The following is a 26,249-nucleotide window of genomic DNA, read 5'->3' on the forward strand; positions in this document are numbered from 1 at the left end:
ACCCCTTGGAATTGATCATCTAGACACCCGGCTCCACCACGTCGGCGACCACGCAGCTGACGTTGTCCGGGGCGCCGGACTCGTGGGCCAGGGCGACCAGGTCGCGCACCGCCCGGTCGGGCCCGCCGGCCGCCGTCAGCACCCGGCGCACGTCGCCGGGCGCGACGACCGAGGACAGGCCGTCGGAGCACAGCAGGTAGCGGTCGCCGGGCCGGGCGTCCCGCAGCCGCACGTCGGGGGCGACGGCACCTTCGCCGCCGCCGGCCAGGGCCCGCATCAGCAGGGACCGCTGGGGGTGGGAGGCGGCCTCCTCCGCGCTGATGCGGCCCTCGTCGACCATGGTCTGCACCACGGTGTGGTCGTGGGTGATCTGGAAGATCTCGCCGTCGCGCAGCAGGTAGGCGCGGGAGTCCCCGATGTGTACGAGCGCGAGCCGCGACCCGGTCCACAGCATGGCGGTCAGCGTGGTGCCCACCTCGCGCGGCGCCGGCTCGGCCGCGGCGACGCCGCGTACGGCCCGCCCGGCCTGCTCGACCGCGTCCGCCAGCACGTTGAGCAGGTCGCCCGCCGGGACGCTCTCGGTCTCCAGGCGCTTGAGCGCGTCGACGGCCGCCGCGCTGGCCGGTGCGCCCGCCCGCCCGAACCCGTCGGCGACGGCCAGCAGCCGGGAGCCGGCGTAGGCGGTGTCCTGGTTGGTCTCGCGGACGAGCCCGGCGTCCGACAGCGCGGCGTAGCGCAGGCCCAGCGGTTGGTTGACAGACGGCATGGCGGAGTCCTTCCTTGCAAGCTGGTCAAGGTGGTCGATGAGCAGGGCGGCCAGGTCCCGCCGCGCGGCGGTGTCGGCCTCGACCCGCGCCCAGTAGGCCCGTACCTCGCGCGCCGCCGCGGCCGCGTCCAGCGCGCAGACCTCCCGGATCCGGGCCAGCGGCATGCCCAGCCGCCGCAGCCAGGCCACGAGCCGGGCCCGCTCCAGCTGCTCGGGCGCGTAGAGCCGGTAGCCGGTGACCGGGTCGACGCGGGCGGGCGGCAGCAGGCCGAGTTCGTCGTACAGCCGCAGCGCCTTCGGCGACAGCCGGGACGCCTTCGCGAACGCCCCGATGGTCAGCAGCCCCATGCCGCTCCTCCCCACTGCCGGGCACCCGCCCGGCCCGACCGATGCTGCGGCCTGCCCCAGGGGCAAGGTCAACCACTGTCCTGTCCCAGATAACTGTGGGCAGGGTGAGGCTCTGACCTGGGGTGCCTACGGTTGAGTGGGACGGGAGGGCGGTCGGTGTCCCGCTCAACCGTAGGTAGCCGCCTCTAGGGTGTTGATCGCGGAAGTCCACCGATCGGTCCGGAGGTGATGGCGATATCTGACTGAATTTCCCTACCCGGTGCTCTGGCTGCCCTCAGAGTCGCTCGGCTTGACTCTCCAGGCAGACGCACGCTGACGTGCGGACGGAGGGGCCAGAAGGGAGGGGGCCCGATGGTCGGCGCCATGCCGTTTCCAGGGGCCTTGTCCCACGCTAGCTGTTGATGGGGGTCGAGCGGGCTCCGGTCAGGACCAGGTCGACGAGTCGGCGGACGTAGTCGTGGTCCGCGGGCCGGTCGCGTTGCAGGATGCGCAGGTGAAGCGTGCCCCCGAGGACTTCGAGCAGGAATTCCGGATCGGTGTGCCGGGGGAGGTCGCCGCGGGCGATGCCGCGTTGGAGGAGAACGCCGGCGCGATCGAGGCGGGCGGCCCAGAACTTCTGGCGTAGTTCCTCGGACTGGGTGGCGTCGTCCGGCGGGTCGAGGGCGACCCTGGCCAGCGCGCGGCCCATGGGTGTGGCCAGGAAAGCGGCCAGGGCAACGAAGAAGACGGTCAGATCCTCGTGCGTGGAGCCGGTGTCCGGACAGGGCAGCTCGGTATCCAGGCGGTGGGAGAGCGCGTCGAGGATCAGGTTGGTCCGGGTGCCCCAACGCCGGTAGACGGAGACCTCGTGGACGTGGGCGCGGGCGGCGATGTCCGCAATCCGGGTGCCGGCCAGGCCCTCTGCGCTCAGGAGTTCCATGGTGGCTTCGAGGACGGCTTGGCGCACGGCGGCACCGCGCCGGTGCGATGGGGCCGAGCGGGATGGTGTCACGTCCACATTATCGCCAGCAGACTTGCGTTACGCCTCAGAGACGGTTTCAATCCTCTCATCGCAAGTTGACTTGCGATAAGGGAAGCGATGGAGGCAGCCATGCTCATCAAGGCAAAGACCAGCGACGGAGTTCTGCGTGGCCGTGTCGAGGACGGCGTGACCGTGTTCCGGGGTGTGCGCTACGCGACCGGCGAGCGGTTCGGACCACCCCGCCCGGTGCCGGCCTGGACCGGGGAGCGGGATGCCACCACCGACGGCCCGATCGCACCCCAGAGGCCGTCCCGGCTGGAGCCCGTGATGGGGGTGCCGGAGCAGCACGAGCAGGGCGAGGACTGCCTGAATCTGACCATCGCCACGCCGGGCGCCGACGACCGGGCCCGGCCGGTGCTGGTGTGGTTCCACGGCGGCGCCTGGATCTCGGGGGCCGGATCGTGGAAGTGCTACGGCGGTCACCGGCTGGCCCGTGAGGGCGACGTGGTCGTGGTCTCGGTCAGCTACCGGCTCGGCGTGCTCGGCTACCTGCGGGCGCCGGGGATCTCCCCGGGCAACCTGGGCCTTGCCGATCAGCTCGCGGCCCTGCGGTGGGTGCGCGACAACATCGCGGCGTTCGGCGGTGACCCGGACGCGGTGACCGTGGCGGGCCAGTCCGCGGGCGCCCACACCGTGCAGTGCCTGCTGGGCATGCCCGAAGCCGAGGGCCTGTTTCGCCGGGCGATCATCCAGAGCTCTCCGGGCGGTATCGGCCTCGGCAGTGCCCGCACCGCCGAGCGGGCCGCCCGGCGCTTCCTCGATCGCCTCGGCACGGATCCACGCACCGCGTCCACGGCCGACATCCTGGCCGCCCAGAGCGAAGTCGCACGCCACGCGGCCGGCCGGCTCCAGCTCAACACCGCACCTCAGTTCACGCCGGTCGCCGGAGTCGGCCCGCTGCCGGACGAAGCGGCCTGGGCCGCATGCCTGGCCCAGCGGGCGCCCGCCGTGGATGTCATCGTCGGCACGACCGCGCGGGAGGCGAGCGCCTTCTACGCCCTGAATCCGGCGCTTCGCCGCCTGCGCCGGATCCCTGCCCTGGGACCGGCGGCCGCGGACGCCGTGGAACGCGCCGTGAGCACGGCCGCCTTCGACCGCCCCGCCCGCCACCTGGCCACACGGCTGGCCAAGTCCGGCGCCCGCGTCTGGACCTATCGGTTCGACTACAGCGCCTCCGGCTCACCTTTCGGCGCGCCCCACTGCATCGAACTACCCTTCCTCTTCGGCACCGACGCAGACTGGGCCACCGCACCGATGCTCGCCGGCGCCCACCCCGATGATCTGGACACCCTCGGACGACGTCTGCGCACCGCCTGGCTCGGCTTCATCCGTACCGGCGCCCCGACCGCCGACACCCGCTGGCCCCAGTTCACGGCGGACACCCGCGCCACCCGCCACTGGCACCTCTGAGAGCCACGCCGAAGGCGCCCACGACGGGCCGGCGCGGCCCCAACGCCGAACGAATGGGCGGCCGCACCTCATCGACGGCATGCCGCTCGCCCCGAAACCTCCCCACTCCCTTGAAAGTCGGATCAAGTGGGCGAGAAGTATCCCTGGCCCTTTCCAAGGATCCCTATCAGAGCGCCATGCCCCCGCAGAGGAAGCTGGTTGCGATAACGCTCGACTGCCCTGATCCGCTGGCTTTGGCGGCGTTCTATCAGCAGGCCACCGGCCTTGAACTGCACCCGAAGTCGGACGCCGACTTCGGGGGCCTCAACGGTGAGCACGGACTCTTGATCGGGTTTCAGCGGGTCGACGACTACCGGCCTCCGAGCTGGCCCGACCAGCTCGTTCCCCAGCAGCGTCACATCTGCTTCAAGGTCGACGAGGACTTGGACGTGGCGGAGACCCGGTTGCTGGAGCTGGGTGCGGGCAAGCCGGACCACAGCCGCATGGGGACAAGGCGCGGGTCCTCACCGGCCAGCGTGCGGGTCGCGATGTCCACGATGCCGGTCAGCTCGACGGTGTCCACCGTGCCGTCGTCGTGAACGACCAGCACATCCAGCGGAGTCGAGTCGATCTCCATCACCTCGCCCGGACGGGCTGCGGTCAGCTGGCCGAACATGCCGTCCGGCTGCTTGGCCAGCGAGCGGCGGGTGCGGGCGGAGCCCAGGGTGTGCCGCCCGGAGGTGACCGTCTTCAGCAGCCGGTAAAACGCCGTGCGCGACGGCAACGGCACGACTCCGGGCCCGTGTTCGGCCTCCAGGAGGCGCTCCATCCGGCGCCGCAGCACCTGTGCGGAAACCGTGGACCTACTCGTCTGCTCGTCCACGACCCTGCGCAGGGCCTCGACCACCCGCCGGTCGGCGCGGCCCGTGCCGTCCGAGACAGCCCGCAGCCGCGGGTCGACCAGACCCAGAACTCCCTCGTCCTCGAAACGGCGCCGCATCCTTTGGATCAGCGCCAGCGATGTCGTGTGCCCGGTCGCGGCCAGTTCGGCGGCCTTGGCCAGCTCCCGCTGCCGCAACGACCTCACAGCAGGGTCGTACTCGGCCCGCACCGGGACGTGCGGATCATCCAGCGGACGGCCCGTGAGCATCTCCACCAGGTCCCGCTGCCACCACTCGGCCCGCTCCACCACCTTCGCCGGAAGCCCCTCCAGCACCCCGGCCGCCGGGACCACCGCCCGCACCGAGGCCGGGGTGACCACCTCGAAGTGGGCGGAAGACAAGAGATGGGCCAGCATCACCACGCTCGCCGACCGCGTCTCATCGACCAGCCGGACCGCAGTCCCTCCAGCGCGGCCACCGTGTGCAGCCGCCCGTCGAACCGGACCACATCACCCCCTCGCAGCAACCGCGGACGCGACGGCATCCCCACTTCCTTCCCGCACTGTGCCGAGCCGGACCCGTGAGCCCGCCGACAACAGCCCGGCCTCCAGATCCACGGCCAGGACCCGGCGCCAGAGCAGATGGAACAGCACCGGAAGCACCGCGATCTGATCACCCACCCGCAGGGCCCCGGCCAGTAACCCGCCGCCGTCGGCGAACACCTCCACCAAGCGGGCAGCGACCTCGGAACTTGCCTACACACGACCGGGACCCAGCCGCACATGCCTACAGACGAGCGGGACTGCCTACACATCGCAGAGACACGACACGACGGGCGCCCCGGCCGACACGCCCGCACCACTCCTGCAAGCACTTGCTTGCAATAGTTAGCAGGGCGAGGCAGCATCGTAGGTATGGCATCGCTGAACGTCGGCGGTCTCGGCCAGTTCCTGCGGGAGCAGCGGCGCACCGCGCAGCTGTCCCTGCGGCAGCTCGCCGAGGCGGCCGGGGTGTCCAACCCGTACCTCAGCCAGATCGAGCGCGGCCTGCGCAAGCCGAGCGCGGAGATCCTCCAGCAGATCGCCAAGGCGCTGCGGATCTCCGCGGAGACGCTGTACGTACGGGCCGGAATCCTCGACGAGCGGAGTCAGGACGCGGACGGCGACGGTACGCGCGTGCGCGAGGCGATCCTCGCGGACCCCGCCGTCACCGAGCAGCAGAAGCAGGTGCTGCTCCAGATCTACGAGTCCTTCCGCAAGGAGAACGGGCACGGCCCCACGGGGCGGAACCCCGGCGCCGGCGCCCCGGGCGCCGGCCTCCCGGCCGGCGCCCCCGCCGGCGCTGCCACCGCCGCCGGCGCCGACGACGACGCACCACCTCAGAACTGAACAGACGCACCGCCTCAGAACTGAACACCGGGAGGATTCATCCCATGGCCATCACCGACGACGTGCGCAAGACCCTCACCGACCCCACCCCCCTGTACTTCGTGGCGGGCACCGCCGACCTCGCCGCGCAGAAGCTCAAGGAGGTGCCCGCGCTCGTCGAGAAGTTCGTCGCCGAGGCGCCCGACCGGCTCTCGGCCGTGCGGAAGACCGACCCGAAGGCCGTCCAGGACCGGGTCGCGCAGCGGGCGAAGGACGCGCAGGACAAGCTCGGCGAGCTGTTCGGCGCGCTGGACAACGACCTGGCGACGCTGCGCGAGCAGGTGCAGGAGGCCGCCCTCCAGGGTGTGGGGCGGGCCGCCGAGCTGGCCGTGAAGGCGCGGGAGCGGTACGACGAGGTGGCCGAGCACGGCCAGGCGGTCGTGCGGCAGTGGCGCGGCGAGGCCGCCGACGAGGTGGTCGACGTGGCCGTGGCCATCGAGCCCGAGGGCCGGGAGGCGGCCGCGGAGCCCGCCGGGGAGGGCGGCGCGGGCGCGGCCGGCAAGGCCGGAGCCGGGAAGAGCGGCCGGAGCGGGGCCGCGGCGCGGAAGAGCGCGTCCGGGGCCAGGCCCGCCGCCAGGAAGGCCGCCCCGCGCAAGACCGCGGCCAGGAAGACGGCCCCCAAGTCCGAGGAGTGACCCGGGTCCGGGGGCCGTTCCGGGTACGGGGCGGTGGTCCCGGTCCGGGGGCGGCGGCCCGGTACGCGCCGCGCGCCCGTACGTCTCCCGTGCGGGCGCGCGGCGGGCCGGAGGTGTGCGGGCCGTCATACCGCCACGGCTCGATACCCCTGCGTGTCCGGTCCGGTATCCGGGTACGGTGGCCGTGGTGACGACACCCGTCGGCTCGCCGGCGACTCGACGGCTCTCCCAGGCGACTTTCTCAGGCGACTCTCTTAGGCGGTGGACGGCGTGCTGTTGCAGGGGTTCAACGAGGTCATGTACTGGGTCTCCGTGGGCCTGCTCCTGTTCAGCCTCTTCGCGTTCGTCGACTCCGCCATCCGGCGGGAGGACGCCTACCGCGCGGCCGACAAGCAGACCAAGCCGTTCTGGCTGATCATCCTGGGTCTCGCCACCGCGGTGAACCTCTTCATGGGGATCTTCGCGTTCCTGCCGATCCTCGGCCTGATCGCCACCATCGTGTACGTCGTCGACGTGCGCCCCGCGCTGCGGGAGGTCTCCGGCGGCCGGTGGCGGCGCGGGTCCAGCTCCGACGGTCCGTACGGGCCCTTCAACGGGCGGTAGGGGCGGCCGGGCCGACGGGGGCTCCGCACGGTCCGGGCGCGTCGGGTGACATCAGCGCGTACGGACGTACGCCACGTACGCCCCCGTACGCCGCGCGCCGGGCCGCACCGAGCCCCGTCAGGCGCGGTCCAGCAGCAGCACCGCCACGTCGTCCGTCAGGTCCCCGCCGTTGAGCGCGCGCACCTCGGTGACGGTCGCAGCCAGCAGGTCCTCGCCGCGCAGGCCCGCCGCCAGCTTTCCGGCGACGATCTCGGCCATGCCCTCCTGGCCCAGCCGCCGCGGGCCCTGGCCGACGTGGCCCTCGATCAGCCCGTCCGTATACATCATCAGGCTCCACACGGCACCCAGCTCCACCTCGTGGCGCGGCCAGCGGGCGGCGGGCAGGACGCCGAGCGCCGGGCCGTTGTCGGCGGCGGGCAGCAGCGCCGGGGGCCGGCCCGGCCGGACGGCCAGCGGAGGCGGGTGACCGGCCAGGCAGACTCCGGCGCGGCGGCCGTCCGGCGCGATGTCCACGGTGCACACGGTGGCGAAGATCTCGTCGTCCTCGCGCTCGTGGTCGAGGACCTGCTGGAGGGTGCCCAGCAGTGCGTCGCCGCTGAGCCCGGCGAAGGTCAGCGCGCGCCACGCGATGCGCAGCTCGACGCCGAGGGCGGCCTCGTCCGGGCCGTGGCCGCACACGTCGCCGATCATGGCGTGCACGGTCCCGTCGGCGGTGCGCACCACGTCGTAGAAGTCGCCGCCGAGCAGGGCGCGGCTGCGGCCGGGCCGGTAGCAGGCGGCGAAGCCGAGGCCGGAGCCGTCCAGCAGCGGCGTGGGCAGCAGGCCGCGCTCCAGCCGGGCGTTCTCCTGGGCGCGCAGCCGGGACTCGGTGAGCTGGCGCTGGGCCAGGTCGGAGCGCTTGCGCTCCACCGCGTACCGGATGGCGCGGCTGAGTACGCGCGCGTCCAGCTCGCCGCGGAAGAGGTAGTCCTGCGCCCCGACCCGTACCGCCTCGGCGGCGCGCTCGGCGTCCTCCTCGCCGGTCAGGACGAGGACGGCGTGCGCGGGCGCGAGGCGCAGCACCGCGCGCAGCGTGTCCAGCTCGCCGCCCGGTGCCTGGGGGCCGCCCGGCAGAGCGAGGTCGAGGAGGATGCACTGCACGTCGTGGGTGAGCAGCCGGGCGGCCTCGGTGAGGTTGCGGGCGGTGCGGATGCGGACCCGGTTGCCCTCGGTGTCCAGCAGCTCCGGCACCGTGAAGGAGCCGCCCGGATCGTCCCCGATCACCAGCAGGGTGAGTCCTGGGTGCGGCAGGGCGACGGGCCGGACCACCGCGGGCGGCACGGCACGCTGCCGCGGCACGGGCACGGACATCGCTGGTTCCTCCCCTCCCCCCGAGGGTGCGGCGATCCGCCGTCGGCGGGCCGCTGGTCCCGGCGCCACACCGGCTGGTCGGTTTGGCCGGCGGCACCGGTCACTGACTGGCGACCTTAACCGGAGGGCATACCCGAACGGAATGGCTCCGGGTCCCCACTTTTGTCATATGCCAAGCCAGGCAGGGGACTTGGCGTGCCGACGCGCACCGCGGGATGACGAACATCACGCGGGCGGTCCGCGTCATGGGACAAGTGGATCAAAGGGGGAGGACCCGGCGGGACGGCGCGTGGCAGGGGCGCGGGGCCGGGCGTAGCGCCCCGAGGAGGGGGCCGGTACGCCCCGCCCCGCGCGCCCCGCGCGCCCCGCCGGGCTCAGCGCGCCCCGCCGGGCTCAGCGCGCGTCCGGCCGGACCGCCCCGAGGATCTGCATCGAGCCGGCTCCCGCCAGCGTGACCTGCCGTCCCGGGCGCGGCGCGTGCACGATCCTGCCGTCGCCGACGTACATCCCCACGTGGCTCGCGTCGGAGAAGTAGATAATCAGGTCGCCCGGCCGCACGTCCGACACCGGCACCTTCGGCAGCTGCCGCCACTGCTCCTGCGACGTGCGGGGGATGGTGATCCCGGCGGCCTGCCAGGCCCGCAGCGTCAGCCCCGAGCAGTCGTACGTCCGGGGGCCCTCGGCGCCCCACACGTAGTCCTTGCCGATCTGGCCGGTGGCGAACTCCACCGCGCGCCGCCCGGCCTCGCTGGCCTTGGCGCCGAGGTCCTTCAGCACGCCGCTGCCCAGCCACCGGGCCTGGGCCTGCCGCTCCTTCTCCTCCTCCAGCTTCCGCAGCCGCTCGCGCTCCTCGGCCTTCAGCTTCGACTCAAGCTCCTTGGCGCGCTTCAGGCGCTGCTCGATGTCCTTGCGGGCCGCCGCCTTGCGGCCGCGGCTCTGGTCGAGCCGCTGCCACTCCCGGGTGGCGGACTTCGCGTAGCGGTCGAGGGTGGTCTTGGTGCGGCTCAGCCGGTCCAGCAGGCCGCGGGTGGCCTGCTGGCCCTTGCGGGCGAGCGCGAGGTCGTCGAGGAACCGCTCGGGGCCGCCGTCGCCGAGCAGCAGCCGCAGCTCGGGGGGCATGCCGCCGCCGCGGTACTGGGCGCGGGCCATGGCCCCGGCCCGCTCCTTCAGCGCGGCGAGCTCGGTCTGGGTCTTCCCCGCGGCGTCGACGATCTTCCCGACGACCTTCTCCTGGCGGCTCAGCCGCTCGCTCGCGAGGTTGTACGCGTCGGTGGCGGCCTCCGCCTTGCGGTAGAGGTCCTCGACCTGCCGCTGGACGTCCGCCAGTCTCCGGGTCTCGTGGTCGTCGGGCTTCGGCGCGGGCCTGCCCGGCGCCGCGTACGCCGTGCCGGGTACGGCCAGCATGCCCAGCGCGCACACGAGCGCAGTGGCCGCGGCGGCGCTCGCGCCCCTGCCGAACCCGGCCCGCCTCACCTTCGTCACCCTGGTCACCGTCGGTCACCCTCCTTGTCCGCACCGGCCGCCGCTCGCGCGGCCGCCGGGCAGCGTCCACCGTCGCCGGGCCGCGGTACCGCCCGGCGGATCCGGCCTCCCCAGCCTCTCCAGTCCTCCCCAGTCTGAGGGGCGTTCAAGTGCGCCAGACCGCGCCAAAATTACTGACTGGTACGTAAGTTCGGATGATCGCACGCCCCGATCCGATCCAACAGGGTTACGACGCGATTTCCCTTGGATTTCCGTTACGACACGGCCATGTCCAGACGACGCGAAGGCCATCACCCCGATGGGCGAGGTTCACCGCTCGTTCATCCACGCCCATCGGTCACTTCACCTGATCTGCCTAATTTCGGCGTTACGCAGCGCGACCGCCCGCTCAGGGGACCTGCGCACGGCGTATCCGCATCACGGCTTCTCCCTCTCCCTCTCTTCTTTGTCTCCGCGTGCCGTCCCCCACCGGCAGAATCTGGAAGGAACACCCGAACAGTGAAGCTTCAGCGCAACCCCCGGTTCCGCGCCATCGTGGCCGGTGCCCTGGCCGTGTCCGGCGCCCTCGTCCTGGCGGCCTGCGGCTCGGACGACAACAGCGGTTCCTCGGGCGGCAGCGGCGGCAGCACGGCGGCGAGCAGCATCAAGTGCGAGGGCAGCGGCCAGCTGCTGGCCTCGGGCTCCTCGGCGCAGAAGAACGCCATGGACCTGTGGATCAAGAACTACGGCGGCGCCTGCAAGGACACCAAGCTCAACTACAAGGCGACCGGTTCGGGCGCGGGCGTGCAGGAGTTCCTGCAGGGCAAGACCGCCTTCGCCGGCTCGGACTCGGCGCTGAAGCCGGCCGAGGCCGCCGAGTCGAAGAAGGTGTGTTCGGGCGGGCAGGGCATCAACCTGCCGATGGTCGGCGGCCCGATCGCCGTCGGCTTCAACGTGCCCGGCGTGGACAAGCTGACGCTCGACGCGCCCACCCTGGCCAAGATCTTCGACTCGGGGATCACCAAGTGGAACGATGAGGCGATCAAGAAGCTGAACCCGGGCGTCAGCCTGCCCGGCCTGAAGATCCAGGCGTTCCACCGCTCTGACGAGTCGGGCACCACCGACAACTTCACCAAGTACCTCAAGGCCGCCGCCGCCGGGGCGTGGCCGCACGAGCCGGGCAAGGCGTGGGAGGGCAAGGGCGGCCAGTCGGCCGACGGCTCCTCCGGTGTGTCCTCGCAGGTCAAGCAGGTCTCCGGCGCCATCTCGTACTTCGAGCTGTCGTACGCGACCGCCAACGGCATCAAGACCGTCGACCTGAACACCGGCGCGGGCGCCCCGGTGGCCGCCACCGTCGACAACGCCTCCACCGCCATCGCCCAGGCCAAGGTCGTCGGCACCGGCAAGGACCTGGCCCTGAAGCTGGCGTACGACACCAAGGCCCCGGGCGCGTACCCGATCACCCTGGTGACGTACGAGATCGCCTGCGACAAGGGCAACAAGGCCGCCACCCTGCCCGCCACCAAGTCCTTCCTCACCTACCTCTCCAGCGAGGAGGGCCAGAGCGCGGTGAAGGAGCTCGGCTACGCGCCGCTGCCCGCCGAGATCGCCGCCAAGGTCCGCGAGACCGTCAAGACGCTGTCCTGACTACCGCGTGCGGCCGGCTCCGCGCGGCGGCCCGTCCTCTCCAGGGGCGGCGTCCCGCCGACGCGCGAAGCCGGCCGCACCGTCCGGTGCACCGCCAGCGAGGAGCCGCACCAGGGCTCCGCAGACCGGAGAACCCATGAAACCCGAGAAAAATGAAATAACGGATACACTATCCACGGCCCAGCCGGCCCAGCCGGGCACGCCGTCCGGGCCGACCAGGCAGAAGAGCACCGGCCGCGCCGGTGACAAGATCTTCCTGGGCCTGTCCCGGGGGTCGGGCATCGCGCTGCTGGTGACCATGGCCGCCGTCGCGGTCTTCCTCACCGTCCGCGCCGCCAGCGCGATCTCCAAGGACCACGGCAACTTCTTCACCACCTTCGAGTGGAACACCACCACCGACCCGATGGTCTTCGGCATCGCCGTGCTGACTTTCGGCACGGTGGTCAGCTCGATCATCGCCATGGTCATCGCCGTGCCGGTCGCCATCGGCATCGCGCTGTTCATCTCCCACTACGCGCCGCGCGTGCTGGCCACTCCGGTCGCGTACGTCATCGACCTGCTCGCCGCCGTGCCCAGCATCGTCTACGGCCTGTGGGGCGCCCTCTTCCTGGTGCCGCACCTGGAGGGCCTGTACAAGTGGCTTGACGACTACTTCGGCTGGACGAAGATCTTCGAGTACAACGACGGCGCGCCGCGCTCGCTGTTCACCGTCGGCATCCTGCTGGCGATCATGATCCTGCCGATCATCACCAGCGTCAGCCGCGAGGTGTTCCGGCAGGTCCCGCGGATGCACGAGGAGGCCGCCCTGGCCCTCGGCGCGACCCGCTGGGAGGTCGTCCGGATGGCCGTCCTGCCGTTCGGCCGCTCCGGCATCATCAGCGCCTCGATGCTGGGCCTGGGCCGCGCGCTCGGCGAGACCATGGCCGTGGCCACCGTGCTGTCCCCGAGCTACCTGATCGAGCCCAGCCTGCTCGACCCGGGCAGCGGCACCTTCGCCCAGAACATCGTCAGCCACTTCAAGGAGGCGGACGGCCCCGCGCGGGACGCCCTGATCGCCTCCGGCCTGGTGCTGTTCGTGATCACCCTGCTGGTCAACGGCGCCGCGCGACTGATCATCGCCCGCCGCAAGGAGTACTCGGGGGCCGCCGCGTGAGCAACGTCGCTGTGGACAAGACCGGCGCCGCCGGCGGCTCGTCGCTGGGCCTGCGCCAGCGCCGACTGCCCCGCTGGACGCCGCCGGCCCTCGCGGCCGGCGCGATCGCCGTGGGCTGCGGCATCGGCGCCGCCGCCGGGCTGGACAGCCGCGTGCAGTGGGGCCTGATCGCGGCCGTGCTGTTCGTCGCGGGCGGGTACGCGCTCGCCGCGGCCGTCGAAGGCCGCCGCCAGGCCACCAACCAGCTGGCCACCAGCCTGGTGTGGGTGTGCTTCCTGCTCGCGGTCGTGCCCCTGGTCTCGCTGATCTGGGAGACCGTCGACCGCGGCAGCGAGGTCCTCGACGGGTACTTCCTCGGCCACTCGATGGCCGGAACCCAGACCATCTTCGCGGGCGGCGGCGTCTACCACGCCATCATCGGCACCCTGGAGCAGGTCGGCATCGCCGCCCTCATCGCCACCCCGATCGGCCTGCTGACCGCCATCTACCTGGTGGAGTACGGCCGCGGCAAGCTGGCCAAGGCCGTGACCTTCTTCGTCGACGTCATGACCGGCATTCCGTCGATCGTGGCCGGCCTGTTCATCCTCAGCCTGTGGATCATCGTGCTGGACTTCGACTACTCGGGCTTCGCCGGGTCGCTGGCACTGGCCATCCTCATGATGCCGATCGTGGTCCGCTCCACCGAGGAGATGCTCAAGCTCGTCCCCGACGAGCTGCGCGAGGCGTCGCTCGCGCTGGGCGTGCCCCGCTGGCGGACCATCCTGAAGGTCGTGCTGCCGACCGCCATAGGCGGCATCGCCACCGGCGTCATGCTCGCCGTCGCCCGCGTCGCGGGTGAGAGCGCGCCCATCGTGCTGCTGGTCTTCGGCTCCCAGACGATCAACAACAACCCGTTCGAGGGCGCGCAGTCCTCCCTGCCGTACTACATCTACGAGCAGTGGCAGAACGGCAACGAGCCCTCCTACGACCGGGCCTGGGCCGCCGCGCTGGTGCTGATCGCCTTCGTGATGATCCTCAACCTGGTGGCGCGCGGCATCGCCCGCTGGAAAGCCCCGAAGACCGGCCGCTGAGACGCTGAGACGACGAACAGAAGAGAAGTGATTTCCATGGCCAAGCGCATCGACGTCAGCGGCCTCACCGCCTACTACGGCAGCCACAAGGCCATCGAGGACATCTCGATGACCGTCGAGCCCCGCTCCGTGACCGCCTTCATCGGCCCGTCCGGCTGCGGCAAGTCCACCTTCCTGCGCACCCTGAACCGCATGCACGAGGTCACCCCCGGCGGCCGCGTCGAGGGCAAGGTGATGCTGGACGACGAGAACCTGTACGGCACGGGCGTCGACCCGGTCGCCGTGCGCCGCACGGTCGGCATGGTCTTCCAGCGCCCGAACCCCTTCCCCACCATGTCGATCTTCGAGAACGTGGTGGCGGGGCTCAAGCTGAACGGCTCGTACCGCAAGAACGAGCTCCAGGACATCGCCGAGCGGTCCCTGAAGGGCGCCAACCTCTGGAACGAGGTCAAGGACCGGCTGAACAAGCCGGGCGCCGGCCTGTCCGGCGGCCAGCAGCAGCGGCTGTGCATCGCGCGCGCCATCGCCGTCGAGCCGCAGGTGCTGCTGATGGACGAGCCGTGCTCCGCGCTCGACCCCATCTCCACGCTCGCCATCGAGGACCTGATAGGCGAGCTGAAGTCGCGGTTCACGATCGTCATCGTCACGCACAACATGCAGCAGGCGGCGCGCGTGTCGGACCGTACGGCGTTCTTCAACCTGGCGGGCGTCGGGCAGCCCGGGAAGCTCATCGAGATCGACGAGACCGAGCGGATCTTCTCCAACCCGTCGGTGCAGGCGACCGAGGACTACATCTCCGGCCGCTTCGGCTGACCGCCCGCAAGGCTCGCCCTGCGGCGCTGCATGGCGGTGCCGCCGCAGGGCGATGGGCCCGCCCCCTTTTCCTTCCAGGGGGCGGGCCCGCTCCATGTCCGGCGAATATTGGATATCACATACCAGATAACAGATGTCATGTAACAGATTCCGCCATCTGTTACCTGGCGAAGACCAGGTGACCCAGCCAGTACCCGAGCGCGGCGACCCCGCCCGCCGCCGGCATGGTGACGAACCAGCCCAGGACGATGTCCCGCGCCACCCCCCAGCGCACCGCCCGCATCCGCTTGGTCGCGCCGACGCCCATGATCGCCGAGGTGATGACGTGCGTCGTGGAGATCGGCGCGTGGAACATGAACGACGCCGTGTACATGACCGAGGAGGCCGTGGTCTCGGCCGCGAAGCCCTGCGGCGGGTCGAGTTGGATGATCCGCCGCCCGAGGGTGCGCATGATGCGCCAGCCGCCCGCGTACGTGCCCAGCGACAGCATGCCGGCGCACACGACCTTCACCCACACCGGGATCGCGTCGCCCTCGTCCCGGTAGCCGCCGATGACCAGCGCCATCGCCACCACGCCCATGGTCTTCTGGGCGTCCTGCAGGCCGTGGCCGAGCGCCATGCCCGCGGCCGAGACGGTCTGCGCCATGCGGAAGCCGCGTCTGGTGCGGTGCGGGCTGACATTGCGGAAGGCCCACAGCAGGGCCACCATCACGCCGTACCCGCCCACCAGGCCGATGGCCGGCGACACGAACATCGGCACGACGACCTTCTCCAGCACGCCGTCCCAGTGCACCGTGCTCGACCCGGCCAGCGCCGCGCCCACCAGCCCGCCGAACAGCGCGTGCGACGACGAGGAGGGCAGGCCGAAGTACCAGGTGGTGAGGTTCCAGATCACCGCGCCGGCCAGCGCGGCGAAGAGGATGAGCATGCCGTGGTCGCCGGTCGGGGCGGCGATCAGGCCCTCGCTCACGGTCTTCGCGACGCCGCTGCCGAGGAACGCGCCCGCCAGGTTCATCACCGCGGCCATGGCCAGGGCCACGCGCGGGGTCAGCGCCCGGGTGGACACCGAGGTCGCGATGGCGTTCGCCGAGTCGTGGAAGCCGTTGGTGTACGTGAAGACGAGCGCGACCCCGATGGTCACGACGAGCGCGAAGGTGTCCACCCGGGTCAGGACTCCTTGACCGCGATGGTCTCGACCGTGTTGGCCACGTGCTCGAAGGCGTCGGCGGCCTCCTCCAGCACGTCCACGATCTGTTTGAGCTTCAGCACCTCGATGGCGTCGTACTTGCCGTTGAACAGGTGGGCCAGGAGCTTGCGGTGGATCTGGTCGGCCTGGTTCTCCAGGCGGTTGACCTCGATCCAGTACTCGGTCAGGTTGGTCATGGTGCGCAGGTGCGGCATCGCCTCCGCGGTCAGCTCCGCGGCCCGCGCCAGCACCTCGATCTGCTGTTCGACGCCCTTGGGCAGCTCCTCCACCTGGTAGAGGACGACCAGGTCGACGGCCTCCTCCATGAAGTCCATGATGTCGTCGAGGGAGGAGGCCAGCGCGTAGATGTCCTCGCGGTCGAACGGCGTGATGAAGGAGGAGTTGAGCTGGTGGAAGATCGCGTGCGTCGCGTCGTCCCCGGCGTGCTCCGCGGCACGCATCCGCTCGGCGATCTCGGAACGCGCGGAGGAGTCCGCCCCGAGCAGTTCCATCAGGAGCTTGGAGCCCGTCACGATGTTGTTCGCGGACGCGGCGAACATGTCGTAGAAGCTCGTCTCCCGCGGGGTCAGACGAAAACGCACTGGGGGTCCTCGGTCGGCATCGATGTCGGTCCCGTTGATGCTAGGCGCATCATCCGGCCACGGCTAACTGGTGTTCCCTCAATGTCACCCATCGGCCACCTTGGCCGTTGGAAAATGGCGGTTCGTCCGGAAAAGAGCAGTACAATGTACCCTCCCGGGGTATATCAGAACGTGACAACGACGGAGGGCGCATGACCACCACCGCAGCCGACGGCACAGCGGCCGCAGGCGAGGCGGGCGACGGTGCGGAAACCCCGGCGCCCGACCGGCCCGCGGACGCCGCCGCCCCGGCCGGACCGCACGGCTACGCCAAGCGGAAGGACCAGCACCTCAAGCGGCTGCGGCGGGTAGAAGGCCAGATCAGGGGCTTGCAGCGGATGGTGGACGAGGACGTCTACTGCATCGACATCCTCACCCAGGTGTCCGCGAGCACCAAGGCCTTGCAGTCCTTCGCGCTCCAGTTGCTGGAGGAGCACCTGCGGCACTGCGTGGCCGACGCCGCCCTGCGGGGCGGGGAGGAGACCGAGGCCAAGGTCGCCGAGGCGACGGCGGCGATCGCGCGCTTGCTGCGCACCTGAGTCCCTTGTGGCCCTTGGGGCCGTTGCGGTATTTGTCCGTCCCCGGGCTAGGTCCCGGGGGCCGCGCCATCGGCTGAATTTGATCGGTCGTCGCCCCAGTCGTCCCAGTCGTCGTCCCGCCTGCTCACCCGGAGCACTTCGTCGATGCGGTCGGGACTGAGCCGGTCCTCGTCCGCGCTCGACGCGGCGATCATGAGGTCACCGTAGAGATCGATCTCGGCGAGGGCCACGGGGTCCGGGTCGGCCGAGCCGCGACGCGCAACCACGTGTTCCACCTCCTCCCGCGGGCACCGGCGAGCGCACTGGCCGGTCTTCCCGGTATTCCGGTCGCGGATTACCAGCGTAGGGATCGGTACACAATCCGCGCATGGCACGGATGGGCCATTTCGCGGCCGCGCCGTCCGCGCGCCCGTGCGCCCCACCGCCCGCCCGCGCGTATGCCCCCGCCGCGCGCCCCGGCGTACGGGCCCGCGCTGGGGGCGCGCGCGGACGCCCGTGCAGCTCGGCGGGCTCGCGTCCGGGCCCCGGCCGCGCCGGTCCGCGTGGCGACACCGGCCGCCGGGCGCGCGACTACCCGTCCGGGGCCGCCCGACCGCGCGGCGCGCCGACCCTACCCGTGTAGATGTCGGCGGGCGCGGGCAGTTGGACGTCGGCCTCGGCGCCGAAGTCGTACAGCTCGGCCGTCGACACCACGCTCACCGTACGCGGTGCGCCGTCCCCGGCACCACCCCACTCGTTCGCGACCGCGAAGCGGTAGCGCACCGCGCGCAGCCGCCCCCGGCTGTCGAGGTAGGCGTCGAAGGGCACCGTGCCGTCCGCGAAGCCGGTCGCCGCGGCGGTGAGCGGGCCGCGCACGCCCGGCGACGCCGCCCGCGCGGCCCGTCCGATGTCGGCCGTGCCCCAGTAGTGCCACACCACCGCGCCGCCCAGCCGCTCCCGGCCCACGGCGCGCACCTCCCGCGCGCCGCGCAGCAGTTCGGCCGCTGCCAGCGGGTCGGTGGCCCCGCCGCTGACCAGGTTGCCGTCCGGGATGCCGGCCGTGTCCACCCGGACCCACTTGTCCACCGGCACGCCCGCGCCCCGGTTGCGCATGAACAGCACGCCGGACACCAGCAGTTCGGTGATCGGCTCGTGCTCCTCGTCGCCACGCGCGTCCCGTGGCAGCACCAGCCGGAGCCGCCCCTGGCGGGCCGCGAAGTCGTACGCCCCGGTGCCCCGGATGGACAGCCGGGTGCCACCGGACGCGGTCTCCACGGTCGTACGCACCCGCGAACTCCCCGCGCGGGCCAGCACGTCGGCCGCCCGGTGCAGCGCGGCCGCCGCGCCCGGCGCCGAGTCGTCGGCCGGATGGTCGTCGGCCGCCGTGGGGGACGAGCAGCCCGCGACCGCCGTCAGGAGGACGGAGACGAGGCCGCCCGCCACGGCGGCCACGGCGCCGCTCCCGCGTTCGCGCCGCAAAGACCCCATCGCCCGCCGACCCCCTGACCGCGCCTGGCCGCACCGGTGGTGCGGCCCGTGCCGCTCTTCGGTGCTCTTCATCCCGCTTCGTCCGGTAAACCTCGCCCGGTTCAACGATCCGTACCTCCGGGCCGTCACGCCCCCGGTAGCGTGGTCGTGTGCTCGACGCTGGAGACGCGGCAGGCGACCGGACCGAGCCCGGCCGGACGGACGACGGCGGCGCGTACGGCAGCGTGTACCGCGGCGGTACGGACGGCGGCGGCGCGTATCGCGACCGCGCGCGTGAAGGCGCGGCGGACGACCCGGCAGCACCCGGAACCGCCACGCGGCACCGCACCAGCACCGTCGAGAACGGCCCCTTCTGCTTCGCCCGCTGCGCCTGCGGCTGGCGCGGGCCCGCCCGCCGCGCCCGGTCCCGCGCGCGCTCGGACGCGGCCGACCACGAGGCGGAGGGAACCGTCAAGGCCGCCGCGCCCTCTCACTGAGTGCGGCACCTGAAATGCGCCCGTCAACACCGTGCCGCCGCGGCGACGTGCGCACGCGCCCGCGCGGGGCATGGGCGGGGCATGGAACGACACGGCGGGGCCCCTGGGCGCCCATCAGGCCGGCAGGGCGCGAGGGACGGAAGGGGCCACCATGAGGCGGCGGACACTGCTGACGGCGGGCGCGGGGCTCGCGGTGACGGCCCAGGGCGCCGCGGCCTGCGACCGCGGCTCCGGTGAGAGCACGCGCCCCGGCCCGTCCGGGAGCCCGCCGGACCCGCCCTCCGGACCCGGCGCGCCCGGCGCCCCGGCCCGCCCCGGCGGGCCGCCGAAGGCCGCCGACTGGACCGCCCTGGGCCGGGGCCTGGCCGGCCGGACGGTACGCCCGGGCGACGCCGACTACACAGTCGCCCGCCAGCTGTACAACACCCGCTTCGACCAGCAGCGCCCGGCCGCCGTCGCCTACGTCGAGAACACCGCCGACGTCGCCGAGTGCCTGGCCTTCGCCCGCCGCCACGGCACGCCCGTCGCCGTCCGCGGCGGCGGCCACAGCTACGCCGGCTGGTCCAGCGGCGACGGCCGCCTGGTCATCGACGTCTCCCCGCTGAACGCCGTCGACTCCGCCTCCGGCGGCGCGCGCGTGGGCGCGGGCGCGCGGCTCATCGACGTCTACGACCGGCTCGGCGCGCGCGGCGTCACCGTCCCGGGCGGGTCGTGCCCCACCGTCGGCATCGCCGGGCTCGCCCTCGGCGGCGGCCACGGCGTCGTCTCACGCGCGTACGGACTCACCTGCGACAGCCTCACCGGCGCGCGCGTGGTCACCGCCGACGGCAGGGTCCGGGAGGTGTCGGCCGACCGGGACGGCGACCTGTTCTGGGCGCTGCGCGGCGCGGGCAACGGCAACTTCGGCGTGGTCACCGAGCTGCGCCTGCGCACCCACCCGGCGGCCGACGGCGTCACCGGCTACCTGACCTGGCCGTGGCCGAAGGCCGCGGCCGTGCTGCGCTCCTGGCAGCGCTGGGGCCCGGACCAGCCCGACGAGATCTGGTCGGCCCTGCACCTGGACGCCACCCCCGGCGCCCCGCCCCGGGTCTCGGTGAGCTGCTTCTCGCTGGGCACCTACGGCGACCTTCAGAACGCCGTCGACCGGCTCGCGGACGCCCCCGGCGGGCCGGGCCCCGCCGCCTCCGTCACCCTGCGCCGCCACCCCTACGTGCGGGCCATGCGCGCGTACGCGGGCTGCGGCGAGACCGCGGCCGAGCGGTGCCGGCTGCCCGGCGCGACCCCGGGCCGCGCCGTCGCCGGGGCGCTCGCGCGGGAGACGTACGCGGCGCGCTCGGACTTCTACGACCGCGCGCTGGGCGAGGCGGGCGAGCGGGCGCTGCTGGACCAGCTGGAGCGCTACGGGCGGCGCGCGGGAGGCGGCGGCGGGGCCGCGAGCGTCACGCTCACCGCGCTCGGCGGCGCCGTCAACCGCGTCGCGCCGTCGGCCACCGCCTTCGTGCACCGCCGCGCGCGCTTCCTCGCCCAGTACCTGGCCTCCTGGCCGGCCGGCGCGGCGGGCACCGCGCAGACGGCGTGGCTGCGCCAGGCGCACGCGGCGATGCGGCGGTACGCCTCGGGCGCGGCGTACCAGAACTACCCCGACCCGGACCTGCGCGACTGGCGCCGCGCCTACTACGGCGCCGCGGCCGGCCGCCTCGCCGCCGTCAAACGGCGCTACGACCCGGACCGGCTGTTCACCTTCCCGCAGGCCCTGTGAGGCCGCCGGCTGACAGCACGACGGGACCGGCGGGACCGGTGCGGGCCCGAAGGGCGCCCGCGCGGGGCGTCAGGCCGCCAGGTCCTTGTTCGCCCGGCGCTGCCCGTCCCCCGGCGACCGCGGCTGCGGCACCTCCGCCCGGTCCCCGGCCTCCCCGGCCCCGGCGCCCTCCGCCCGCGCCACCGGGCCGGGCGGCGCCGTGCGGGCCCGTACCAGCCCGCCCGCGCGGGACGCGGCGACCGCGGCGGCCAGCGGCGTCAGCAGCATCATGGCCAGCGGCGCGAGCAGCAGCGCGACCGCCGTGCCCAGCGCGAAGCCGCCGATGACGTCCGTGGGGTAGTGCACGCCCTCGTAGACGCGCAGGAAGCCCTCCAGCAGCGCCAGGCCGATGGCGGCGAGCCCGTACGCGCGGTGGGCGAGGAAGAGGCCGACGGCCAGCGCCATGGTGAGCGTGGCGTGGTCGCTGACGAAGGAGTAGCCGCCCTTGCCGGGCGCGAGCACGTCCAGCCCCTGGTGGTCCACGAAGGGCCGGGGCCGCTCGACGAAGCCGCGGAGGGGCATGTTGGCCAGCAGGGCGAGACCCGCCCCCAGCGGGGCCCACAGCACCGCGGCGAACGTGTCGGGCGCGCCGTCCCCCGCGCTCCGCCGCGAGGTCCACCAGCAGGCGAGCGTGAGCAGCGCCAGCGCGATGATGATCCCGTACTCGCCGGTGAACTCCATGGCGCGGTTGAACCAGCCGGGCATGTGCCGGGCGAGCCCGTTGATGTCGTACAGCAGGCTGACGTCGGGGTCGGACACGTCCAGTGCGATTCCAGCCATGGTGCGCGGCCCCTATCCCTTGCCAGTCGCTACATAACGGTGTCAGCCCCCGTGGTGACTTTCGCCCGATGCCGAGAGTCCGCTGCTATTACCACTCCCAGGGAACGCCCTTGCTACCCCGTACGTTCCGGTCTCCACCCAACGATCACCACTACGTTATCGAAGGGTTACCCGTCGTCGCAGCTCACGGGGAGGGATGTCACACAGCGTCGGGGGCCGGCAGGGCCTTGGCGCCGTCGGCCGTCACGCGCGTCGCGCCGATGTAGTCCGGCGAGTCGATCTTGTCGAAGCGGACGACCGCCCCGGTGTACGGCGCGTTGATCATATAGCCGTCGCCGACGTAGATGCCCACGTGGTGGATCGTCCGGGGGTCGCCGAGGTCGTAGGCGAAGAACACCAGGTCGCCGGGGCGCAGCTCGTCGCGCCGCGGGTGGGGCCCGGCATTCCACTGGTCGTTGGCCACGCGCGGCAGCTCGATGCCCACCGAGTGGTACGCGGCCTTGGTCAGCCCCGAGCAGTCGAACCGGCCGTCGTCCGCGGCCGTGCCGTCGCCGCCCCACCGGTAGGGCGTGCCGAGCTGGTTCTGCGCGAAGTAGATCGCCCCGGCCGCTTGGCGGGAGGAGGCCACCGGCCGGTCGGGCGCGCGGAAGCTGGCGGCGAGCGTGGTGATGGTCTTCACGTAGTTCCGGGTCTCGGCGTACGGCGGCACGCCCCGGTACTTGATCACCGCGTAGGCGCCCGCGTTGTAAGAGGCGAGCATGTTGTGCGTCGGGTCGCCCGGCACGTCCTTGACGTGCCGCGCGAGCGAGCAGTCGTAGGAGGCGGCGGACGGGATCGCGTCCTCCGGGTCCCTGATGTCCCGCCTGCCGTCCTTGTTGCCGTCGATGCCGTGCAGGGCCCAGGTGCCGGGGATGAACTGCGCTATGCCCACGGCGCCGGCCGGGCTCTGCGCGTTCGGGTTCCAGCCGCTCTCCTGGTACAGCTGCGCGGCCAGCAGGGCCGGGTTGATCGCGCCGCACAGGTGGCCCCAGCGCTGCACCAGGGGCTCGTACGAGGCGGGGACGGTCCCTCTGGCCAGGCGGACCCCGCCGTCCCGGCCGCCGGCGAGGTCGCCGGCCACCACGTACGTGCCGACGATCAGCGCCGCCACCGAGGAGAACATCAGCCCGAACGTGACCGTGACGCCCACCCAGACCTTTCGCACGCGGCCATCTTCCCCCATCCGGGCGGCCTATGAACGCCATTCCGTGAGCGGACTGCCGCCGGGACGCCTCCGGAACCGTCATCCCGCGCGGGAGGGCGGCGGGTGCCGCCCCGCTCCGGCCGTCCCCGCGCCCGCGACGCGCGCACTCCGGCACGCCTCGGCACGCGCGGGCGCGCACCGGCGTGCGGCGGGAACACCCGGGATGCGCGGACCGCGACCCGGGCGGAGCGCGTAGAGTCCCGCACGGAGGAACGGCCCGGCCGTGCACGGGGAACGGGCCGCCCGCGCGGGAGGCCGCCGCGCGGCCCGGCCCGGCGCACCGGCCGCCCCCGGCCGGAACACTCCGGCCGTCTTCTGTCTTGAACTCTTCGGAAACATCCGACCCAGCCGCCTGAAGCCGAGAGGACCGATCACGGATGCCGCAACTCGACTGGCACCGGGCCTCGTCCGCCGGGGACGACGAGCCGGGCCCCTACCTTGAGGTGGCCGCGGGCCCGGACGGCCAGATCTACATGCGCGAAAGCAACGACCCGGACACCGTCGTCGTCACCACCCGGGCCAAGTGGGACGCCTTCGTCAAGGGGGTCAAGGCCGGGGAGTTCGACGACTACGCCGAAGGCTAAGCCCACGGCCGGACGCCGGCCGCGCGGGGCCCCGGGCCACTCGTTGCCCGGGGCGCACCCGCGTGGTACACACGGTGATCTGAGGACACTTTGCTGACCCGTACGGACGCGGGTGGACAGGCGTGGTCCACAACACGTACGGGTTCGGCGAAGAAAACCTGTCAAGCCGTCCTGCGGAAGCGGGATCGTCGGCGAAGATAGGAGCTGACCCATGCCTCCGGCGTGGGCCCACAATCAGCCACAAGGGGCGGTGAGTTCGACATGTTCCTAGCAGCCGAAAAGGGCGATATCAACACCATCATCGGCGGAATCGCCCCAGACTGGGGCCCGTTCGGCGACCTGGGCAAAGAGGCCCGCGTGATGATCGAGGTCGTCATGGCCGTGGCCCTGCTGCTGTGCTTCGCCATCGCGATCTGGGGAGCGGCCAAGCAGCGGATCGGCGCGACCGCCCTGCGCGACACCTTCAGCGCCGAGCAGGGCAAGGGCCTGATCGTGGCCGGGCTCACCGGTGTGTTCATTATCGGATCGCTGGGCACACTGTTCACGATCGTGTACGGCATGGCCGTATAGCCGGGCCGCTCCGCACCCGGCGCCCGGTCCGCCGCGCCCCCGTACCCCCTGACGTACCCGCGCCTCCGGGCGTCCGCCGCTTCCCGTCGGTTCCATCTGGTTCCAGGTTCCCCTCCGTGAGCGTTCCAACCCCCCACTCGCCGAACGTCCCGCTCCTCGCCCCCCGAGGCCCACTCCCCAGGCCCGCTCCCCCCGCTGAGGTCGTGTCAGCTTGATGTCCACTCACACCACCGCCTCCGGGCGTCAGACCGCGCCGCTACCGTCGTACGGAGGTGTCGGCGCCGCGGTGCGCGGCGGCCACGCGGGGGAAGGGACGTGCGAGCGATGAGCCTCGGCGGCGACGACGGCTACGGCCGGGACTACGGCGACGGGTACGGCCAGGACGGCGGCCGCGGCGGCACGCGCTCCTCCCAGGCCCGGATGACGCGCACCCGCCTGCCCGAGGGCGACGGCGACCCGTACGGGCCGCCCCGCCGCGGCGCCCGCCCCCGGCCCAGCCGCAACCTCATCACGGTGGTCGGCGTCGTCGTCCTGCTCATCGCCGCTATCGCCTTCGCCAACCGCGGCGGGGGCGGGGGCGGCGGCTCCGACCACGACGGCGACGGCGGGACCGGCGGCGGCACGGGCGCCCGCAGCCGGCCCACCGCGCCCACCGGCGAGCGCCCGGTGACCGGCGTGGACCCGGTGACCCGGATCGCCGCCGGCTTCCCGCGCACCGAGCAGGGCGCGCAGAGCGCCGCGGCCAACTACGCGGTCGCGCTCGGCTCCGCGGAGATGTACCGCACCGACCAGCGGCACGCGATCGTCGACGCCGTCTACGCCCCGCAGGTCGCCGCCCAGCGCCAGAGCGACTTCGACGGCGTGTACGCGGGCAGCCTCCTGTCGGCCGTCGGCCTCGACGCCGACGGCCAGGCCCCGGCCGGCACCACCTTCGTCTCCCGCGCCACCCCCGTCGGCACCAGAGCCGAGAAGGTCGAGGGGGACACCGCCACCGTCGCGGTGTGGTACTCCTCCCTGCTCGGGCTCGCCGGCGAGGGCTCCCGGCACCCGGTGTCCGAGGGCTGGTACACCAGGACCTTCCAGCTCCGTTGGGTCGGCGACGCCTGGAAGGTGCTCGACTACACGCAACAGGACGGCCCGGCGCCCGTCGGCCGCGACCAGGCCGCCTCGTCGGCCGAGGACATGGCCGAGGCCGTGGAAGGGTTCGGAGGGTTCACCTATGTCCGTTGACCGCCGCCGCGCCCGCCCGGTGGCCGCCGCGCTCCTCGCGTTGCAGGCCGCCGCCGTGCTGCTGGCCACCCGCGCCGCGGCCGCGCCCTCGCCGACCGTCCCGCCGAGCCCCGGAGCCAGCCCGAGCCCCACGGGCAAGGACTGCTCCGACTTCCCGCCCGAGCTCAGGAACCTGTGCAAGACCGGCAAGAGCGACGGCACCCCCAGCCAGGACCCCACCAACCCGCTCGACCCGGCCGCGTCCCTGGCCCGCGGCTGCGCCGACGCCGCCTCCTGGCTCGTCGGCAAGCTGTCGGACCTGGTGAAGGAGACGGCCAACGTCGACTTCACCAACGAGGCGTTCCTGCGGCAGTACGCCGTGGTCTTCGCCGCCTCCACCATCCTCACCCTCATCCTGTGGCTGCTGGCCGTCACCAAGCGCGCCATCCGCGGCGCGCCGGTCACCCAGGCGCTGTCCGAGGCCGTCGGCTTCCTGTGGCTGACCGTCCTGGCCTCGGCCTTCACGCCCCTGGTGCTCTACACGGTGGTCACCGCGACCGACGCCGTCACCGATGCCATCGCCACCGGCACCGGCGCCGACAACGCGACCTTCTTCAACTCCTTCTCCCAGGCCCTCCAGCAGGACCAGGACATCGGCGGCGGGCCGATCATGCTCATCGTCGTGTCCCTGGTGACCATCCTCGCCGCGGGCGTGCTGTGCCTGGAGCTGGTCATCCGCGCCGCCCTGCTCTACGTCGGCGCGCTGCTGGGCACGGCCGTCTACTCCGGCCTGGTCGACAAGAACATGTGGGGGCACGTGCGCCGGTGGGCCGGGATCATGATCGCCGTGATCCTCGTCAAGCCGGTGATCGTCACCGTGCTGGCCCTGGCCGGAGCCCTGTCCACCAACGACGACGGCCCCGACGCCTTCTCGGCCATCGTCTCCGGCCTGTCGATCATCATCCTCGCCATCTTCGCCAGCGCCATGATCTACCGCTTCGTACCGGGCTTCGGCGACGAGATCGTCAAGGCCCGCGCGGCCAGCGTCGACCCCGCCTCCCGCCAGGCCGCCGCCATCGTCAGCTCGCCCGCCGCCCTGGTCAAGCAGGGCATCACCACGCACGGCGCGCGCGGCGCCGAGGCCCCGGCGGCCGCGGGCCCGGGCCCGGCCCGGCCGGCCAACCCCGTCGCC

General features: G+C 72.8%; 27 protein-coding genes and 1 pseudogene. 16 read left to right on the top strand and 12 right to left on the bottom strand.

The window, feature by feature from the left end; all coding sequences use genetic code 11:
- Positions 1 to 19 precede the first annotated feature (19 nt).
- Positions 20 to 1,114 carry a MerR family transcriptional regulator gene (locus tag RKE29_RS11330; RefSeq protein ID WP_312005037.1) on the bottom strand — a complete coding sequence of 365 codons (1,095 nt, stop codon included), beginning with the start codon at positions 1,112 to 1,114 and terminating at the stop codon, positions 20 to 22.
- 391 nt (positions 1,115 to 1,505) lie between these two features.
- Entirely contained in the window at positions 1,506 to 2,060 is a 555-nt protein-coding gene (locus RKE29_RS11335; RefSeq protein ID WP_312005038.1) for a TetR/AcrR family transcriptional regulator, read from the bottom strand.
- A gap of 144 nt (positions 2,061 to 2,204) precedes the next feature.
- Here RKE29_RS11335 and RKE29_RS11340 point away from each other — a divergent pair, with 144 nt between their 5' ends.
- Together RKE29_RS11340 and RKE29_RS11345 are read left to right on the top strand one after the other, a co-directional pair.
- Positions 2,205 to 3,545, top strand: a complete 1,341-nt coding sequence (locus tag RKE29_RS11340) for a carboxylesterase family protein (RefSeq protein ID WP_312005039.1) — start codon at positions 2,205 to 2,207, stop codon at positions 3,543 to 3,545.
- 176 nt (positions 3,546 to 3,721) lie between these two features.
- Positions 3,722 to 4,021 (top strand): annotated as a pseudogene (locus tag RKE29_RS11345) (VOC family protein); the annotation flags it as partial.
- On the opposite strand, the gene RKE29_RS11350 reads toward RKE29_RS11345, so the two are convergent.
- Positions 3,940 to 4,821 (bottom strand): hypothetical protein, encoded by an 882-nt coding sequence (locus RKE29_RS11350; RefSeq protein WP_312005040.1) that lies wholly within the window; start codon positions 4,819 to 4,821, stop codon positions 3,940 to 3,942. The pseudogene RKE29_RS11345 and the gene RKE29_RS11350 sit on opposite strands and share 82 nt — an antisense overlap.
- A gap of 93 nt (positions 4,822 to 4,914) precedes the next feature.
- On the bottom strand, positions 4,915 to 5,136 hold the full coding sequence (locus RKE29_RS11355) for a hypothetical protein (protein ID WP_312005041.1): 222 nt from the start codon (positions 5,134 to 5,136) through the stop codon (positions 4,915 to 4,917).
- 183 nt (positions 5,137 to 5,319) lie between these two features.
- Here RKE29_RS11355 and RKE29_RS11360 point away from each other — a divergent pair, with 183 nt between their 5' ends.
- The 3 genes from RKE29_RS11360 to RKE29_RS11370 all read left to right on the top strand — a co-directional run bounded on the left by RKE29_RS11360 (position 5,320) and on the right by RKE29_RS11370 (position 7,070).
- Complete coding sequence (locus tag RKE29_RS11360) at positions 5,320 to 5,793, top strand: helix-turn-helix transcriptional regulator (RefSeq protein ID WP_312005042.1); 474 nt, start codon at positions 5,320 to 5,322, stop codon at positions 5,791 to 5,793.
- A 44-nt stretch (positions 5,794 to 5,837) separates the two neighbouring features.
- Positions 5,838 to 6,467, top strand: a complete 630-nt coding sequence (locus tag RKE29_RS11365) for a hypothetical protein (RefSeq protein WP_312005043.1) — start codon at positions 5,838 to 5,840, stop codon at positions 6,465 to 6,467.
- A gap of 270 nt (positions 6,468 to 6,737) precedes the next feature.
- Positions 6,738 to 7,070 (top strand): DUF2516 family protein, encoded by a 333-nt coding sequence (locus RKE29_RS11370; protein ID WP_312005044.1) that lies wholly within the window; start codon positions 6,738 to 6,740, stop codon positions 7,068 to 7,070.
- Between the two features lie 117 nt (positions 7,071 to 7,187).
- On the opposite strand, the gene RKE29_RS11375 is transcribed toward RKE29_RS11370, so the two are convergent.
- The gene (locus RKE29_RS11375; RefSeq protein WP_312005045.1) at positions 7,188 to 8,420 is read right to left on the bottom strand and encodes a fused response regulator/phosphatase; all 1,233 of its coding nucleotides are present in this window, start codon (positions 8,418 to 8,420) and stop codon (positions 7,188 to 7,190) included.
- 393 nt (positions 8,421 to 8,813) lie between these two features.
- Complete coding sequence (locus RKE29_RS11380; protein ID WP_312005059.1) at positions 8,814 to 9,824, bottom strand: NlpC/P60 family protein; 1,011 nt, start codon at positions 9,822 to 9,824, stop codon at positions 8,814 to 8,816.
- 576 nt (positions 9,825 to 10,400) lie between these two features.
- Here RKE29_RS11380 and pstS point away from each other — a divergent pair.
- From pstS to pstB, 4 genes are all read left to right on the top strand, one after another.
- Positions 10,401 to 11,528, top strand: a complete 1,128-nt coding sequence (pstS, locus tag RKE29_RS11385; RefSeq protein WP_312005046.1) for a phosphate ABC transporter substrate-binding protein PstS — start codon at positions 10,401 to 10,403, stop codon at positions 11,526 to 11,528.
- A gap of 136 nt (positions 11,529 to 11,664) precedes the next feature.
- Positions 11,665 to 12,681, top strand: a complete 1,017-nt coding sequence (gene pstC / locus RKE29_RS11390) for a phosphate ABC transporter permease subunit PstC (protein ID WP_312005047.1) — start codon at positions 11,665 to 11,667, stop codon at positions 12,679 to 12,681.
- Positions 12,678 to 13,751, top strand: a complete 1,074-nt coding sequence (pstA, locus tag RKE29_RS11395) for a phosphate ABC transporter permease PstA (RefSeq protein ID WP_312005048.1) — start codon at positions 12,678 to 12,680, stop codon at positions 13,749 to 13,751. The genes pstC and pstA overlap by 4 nt, the downstream gene beginning before the upstream one ends.
- Positions 13,752 to 13,787: 36 nt before the next feature.
- Entirely contained in the window at positions 13,788 to 14,564 is a 777-nt protein-coding gene (gene pstB, locus RKE29_RS11400; RefSeq protein ID WP_312005049.1) for a phosphate ABC transporter ATP-binding protein PstB, read from the top strand.
- Between the two features lie 160 nt (positions 14,565 to 14,724).
- Here the strand turns inward: pstB and RKE29_RS11405 are convergent, their stop codons facing one another.
- Both RKE29_RS11405 and RKE29_RS11410 read right to left on the bottom strand, forming a co-directional pair.
- Complete coding sequence (locus RKE29_RS11405; RefSeq protein ID WP_312005050.1) at positions 14,725 to 15,726, bottom strand: inorganic phosphate transporter; 1,002 nt, start codon at positions 15,724 to 15,726, stop codon at positions 14,725 to 14,727.
- Positions 15,727 to 15,731: 5 nt separating this feature from the next.
- Positions 15,732 to 16,352: a DUF47 family protein gene (locus RKE29_RS11410; protein ID WP_312005051.1), complete on the bottom strand. Its 621-nt coding sequence runs from the start codon at positions 16,350 to 16,352 to the stop codon at positions 15,732 to 15,734.
- Positions 16,353 to 16,543: 191 nt separating this feature from the next.
- Between RKE29_RS11410 and RKE29_RS11415 the strand changes: the two genes are divergently transcribed.
- The gene (locus RKE29_RS11415; protein ID WP_312005052.1) at positions 16,544 to 16,930 is read left to right on the top strand and encodes a metal-sensitive transcriptional regulator; all 387 of its coding nucleotides are present in this window, start codon (positions 16,544 to 16,546) and stop codon (positions 16,928 to 16,930) included.
- Positions 16,931 to 16,977: 47 nt separating this feature from the next.
- Here RKE29_RS11415 and RKE29_RS11420 read toward each other — a convergent pair whose 3' ends face one another.
- Positions 16,978 to 17,196, bottom strand: a complete 219-nt coding sequence (locus RKE29_RS11420; protein WP_312005053.1) for a hypothetical protein — start codon at positions 17,194 to 17,196, stop codon at positions 16,978 to 16,980.
- Between the two features lie 304 nt (positions 17,197 to 17,500).
- Positions 17,501 to 18,397 carry a hypothetical protein gene (locus RKE29_RS11425; RefSeq protein ID WP_312005060.1) on the bottom strand — a complete coding sequence of 299 codons (897 nt, stop codon included), beginning with the start codon at positions 18,395 to 18,397 and terminating at the stop codon, positions 17,501 to 17,503.
- Between the two features lie 224 nt (positions 18,398 to 18,621).
- Between RKE29_RS11425 and RKE29_RS11430 the strand changes: the two genes are divergently transcribed.
- Both RKE29_RS11430 and RKE29_RS11435 read left to right on the top strand, forming a co-directional pair.
- A complete protein-coding gene (locus tag RKE29_RS11430; protein ID WP_312005061.1) occupies positions 18,622 to 18,873 on the top strand; it encodes a hypothetical protein in 252 nt (83 codons plus the stop codon).
- 151 nt (positions 18,874 to 19,024) lie between these two features.
- The gene (locus RKE29_RS11435) at positions 19,025 to 20,632 is read left to right on the top strand and encodes an FAD-binding oxidoreductase (protein ID WP_312005054.1); all 1,608 of its coding nucleotides are present in this window, start codon (positions 19,025 to 19,027) and stop codon (positions 20,630 to 20,632) included.
- A gap of 69 nt (positions 20,633 to 20,701) precedes the next feature.
- Here the strand turns inward: RKE29_RS11435 and RKE29_RS11440 are convergent, their stop codons facing one another.
- Positions 20,702 to 21,451 carry a phosphatase PAP2 family protein gene (locus RKE29_RS11440; protein ID WP_312005055.1) on the bottom strand — a complete coding sequence of 250 codons (750 nt, stop codon included), beginning with the start codon at positions 21,449 to 21,451 and terminating at the stop codon, positions 20,702 to 20,704.
- 199 nt (positions 21,452 to 21,650) lie between these two features.
- Positions 21,651 to 22,655 carry an NlpC/P60 family protein gene (locus RKE29_RS11445; protein ID WP_369016034.1) on the bottom strand — a complete coding sequence of 335 codons (1,005 nt, stop codon included), beginning with the start codon at positions 22,653 to 22,655 and terminating at the stop codon, positions 21,651 to 21,653.
- A 416-nt stretch (positions 22,656 to 23,071) separates the two neighbouring features.
- Between RKE29_RS11445 and RKE29_RS11450 the strand changes: the two genes are divergently transcribed.
- The 4 genes from RKE29_RS11450 to RKE29_RS11465 form a co-directional block, all read left to right on the top strand.
- A complete protein-coding gene (locus tag RKE29_RS11450; RefSeq protein WP_312005056.1) occupies positions 23,072 to 23,278 on the top strand; it encodes a DUF397 domain-containing protein in 207 nt (68 codons plus the stop codon).
- A gap of 261 nt (positions 23,279 to 23,539) precedes the next feature.
- Positions 23,540 to 23,848: a hypothetical protein gene (locus RKE29_RS11455; RefSeq protein WP_312005057.1), complete on the top strand. Its 309-nt coding sequence runs from the start codon at positions 23,540 to 23,542 to the stop codon at positions 23,846 to 23,848.
- 324 nt (positions 23,849 to 24,172) lie between these two features.
- Positions 24,173 to 25,078: a hypothetical protein gene (locus RKE29_RS11460; RefSeq protein WP_312005063.1), complete on the top strand. Its 906-nt coding sequence runs from the start codon at positions 24,173 to 24,175 to the stop codon at positions 25,076 to 25,078.
- Positions 25,068 to 26,249: hypothetical protein (locus tag RKE29_RS11465; protein WP_312005058.1), on the top strand; the 1,182-nt coding region annotated here is incomplete at its 3' end. The genes RKE29_RS11460 and RKE29_RS11465, both read left to right, overlap by 11 nt.

This window comes from Streptomyces sp. B1866 (assembly GCF_031932565.1).
Classification (GTDB): Bacteria; Actinomycetota; Actinomycetes; order Streptomycetales; family Streptomycetaceae; genus Streptomyces.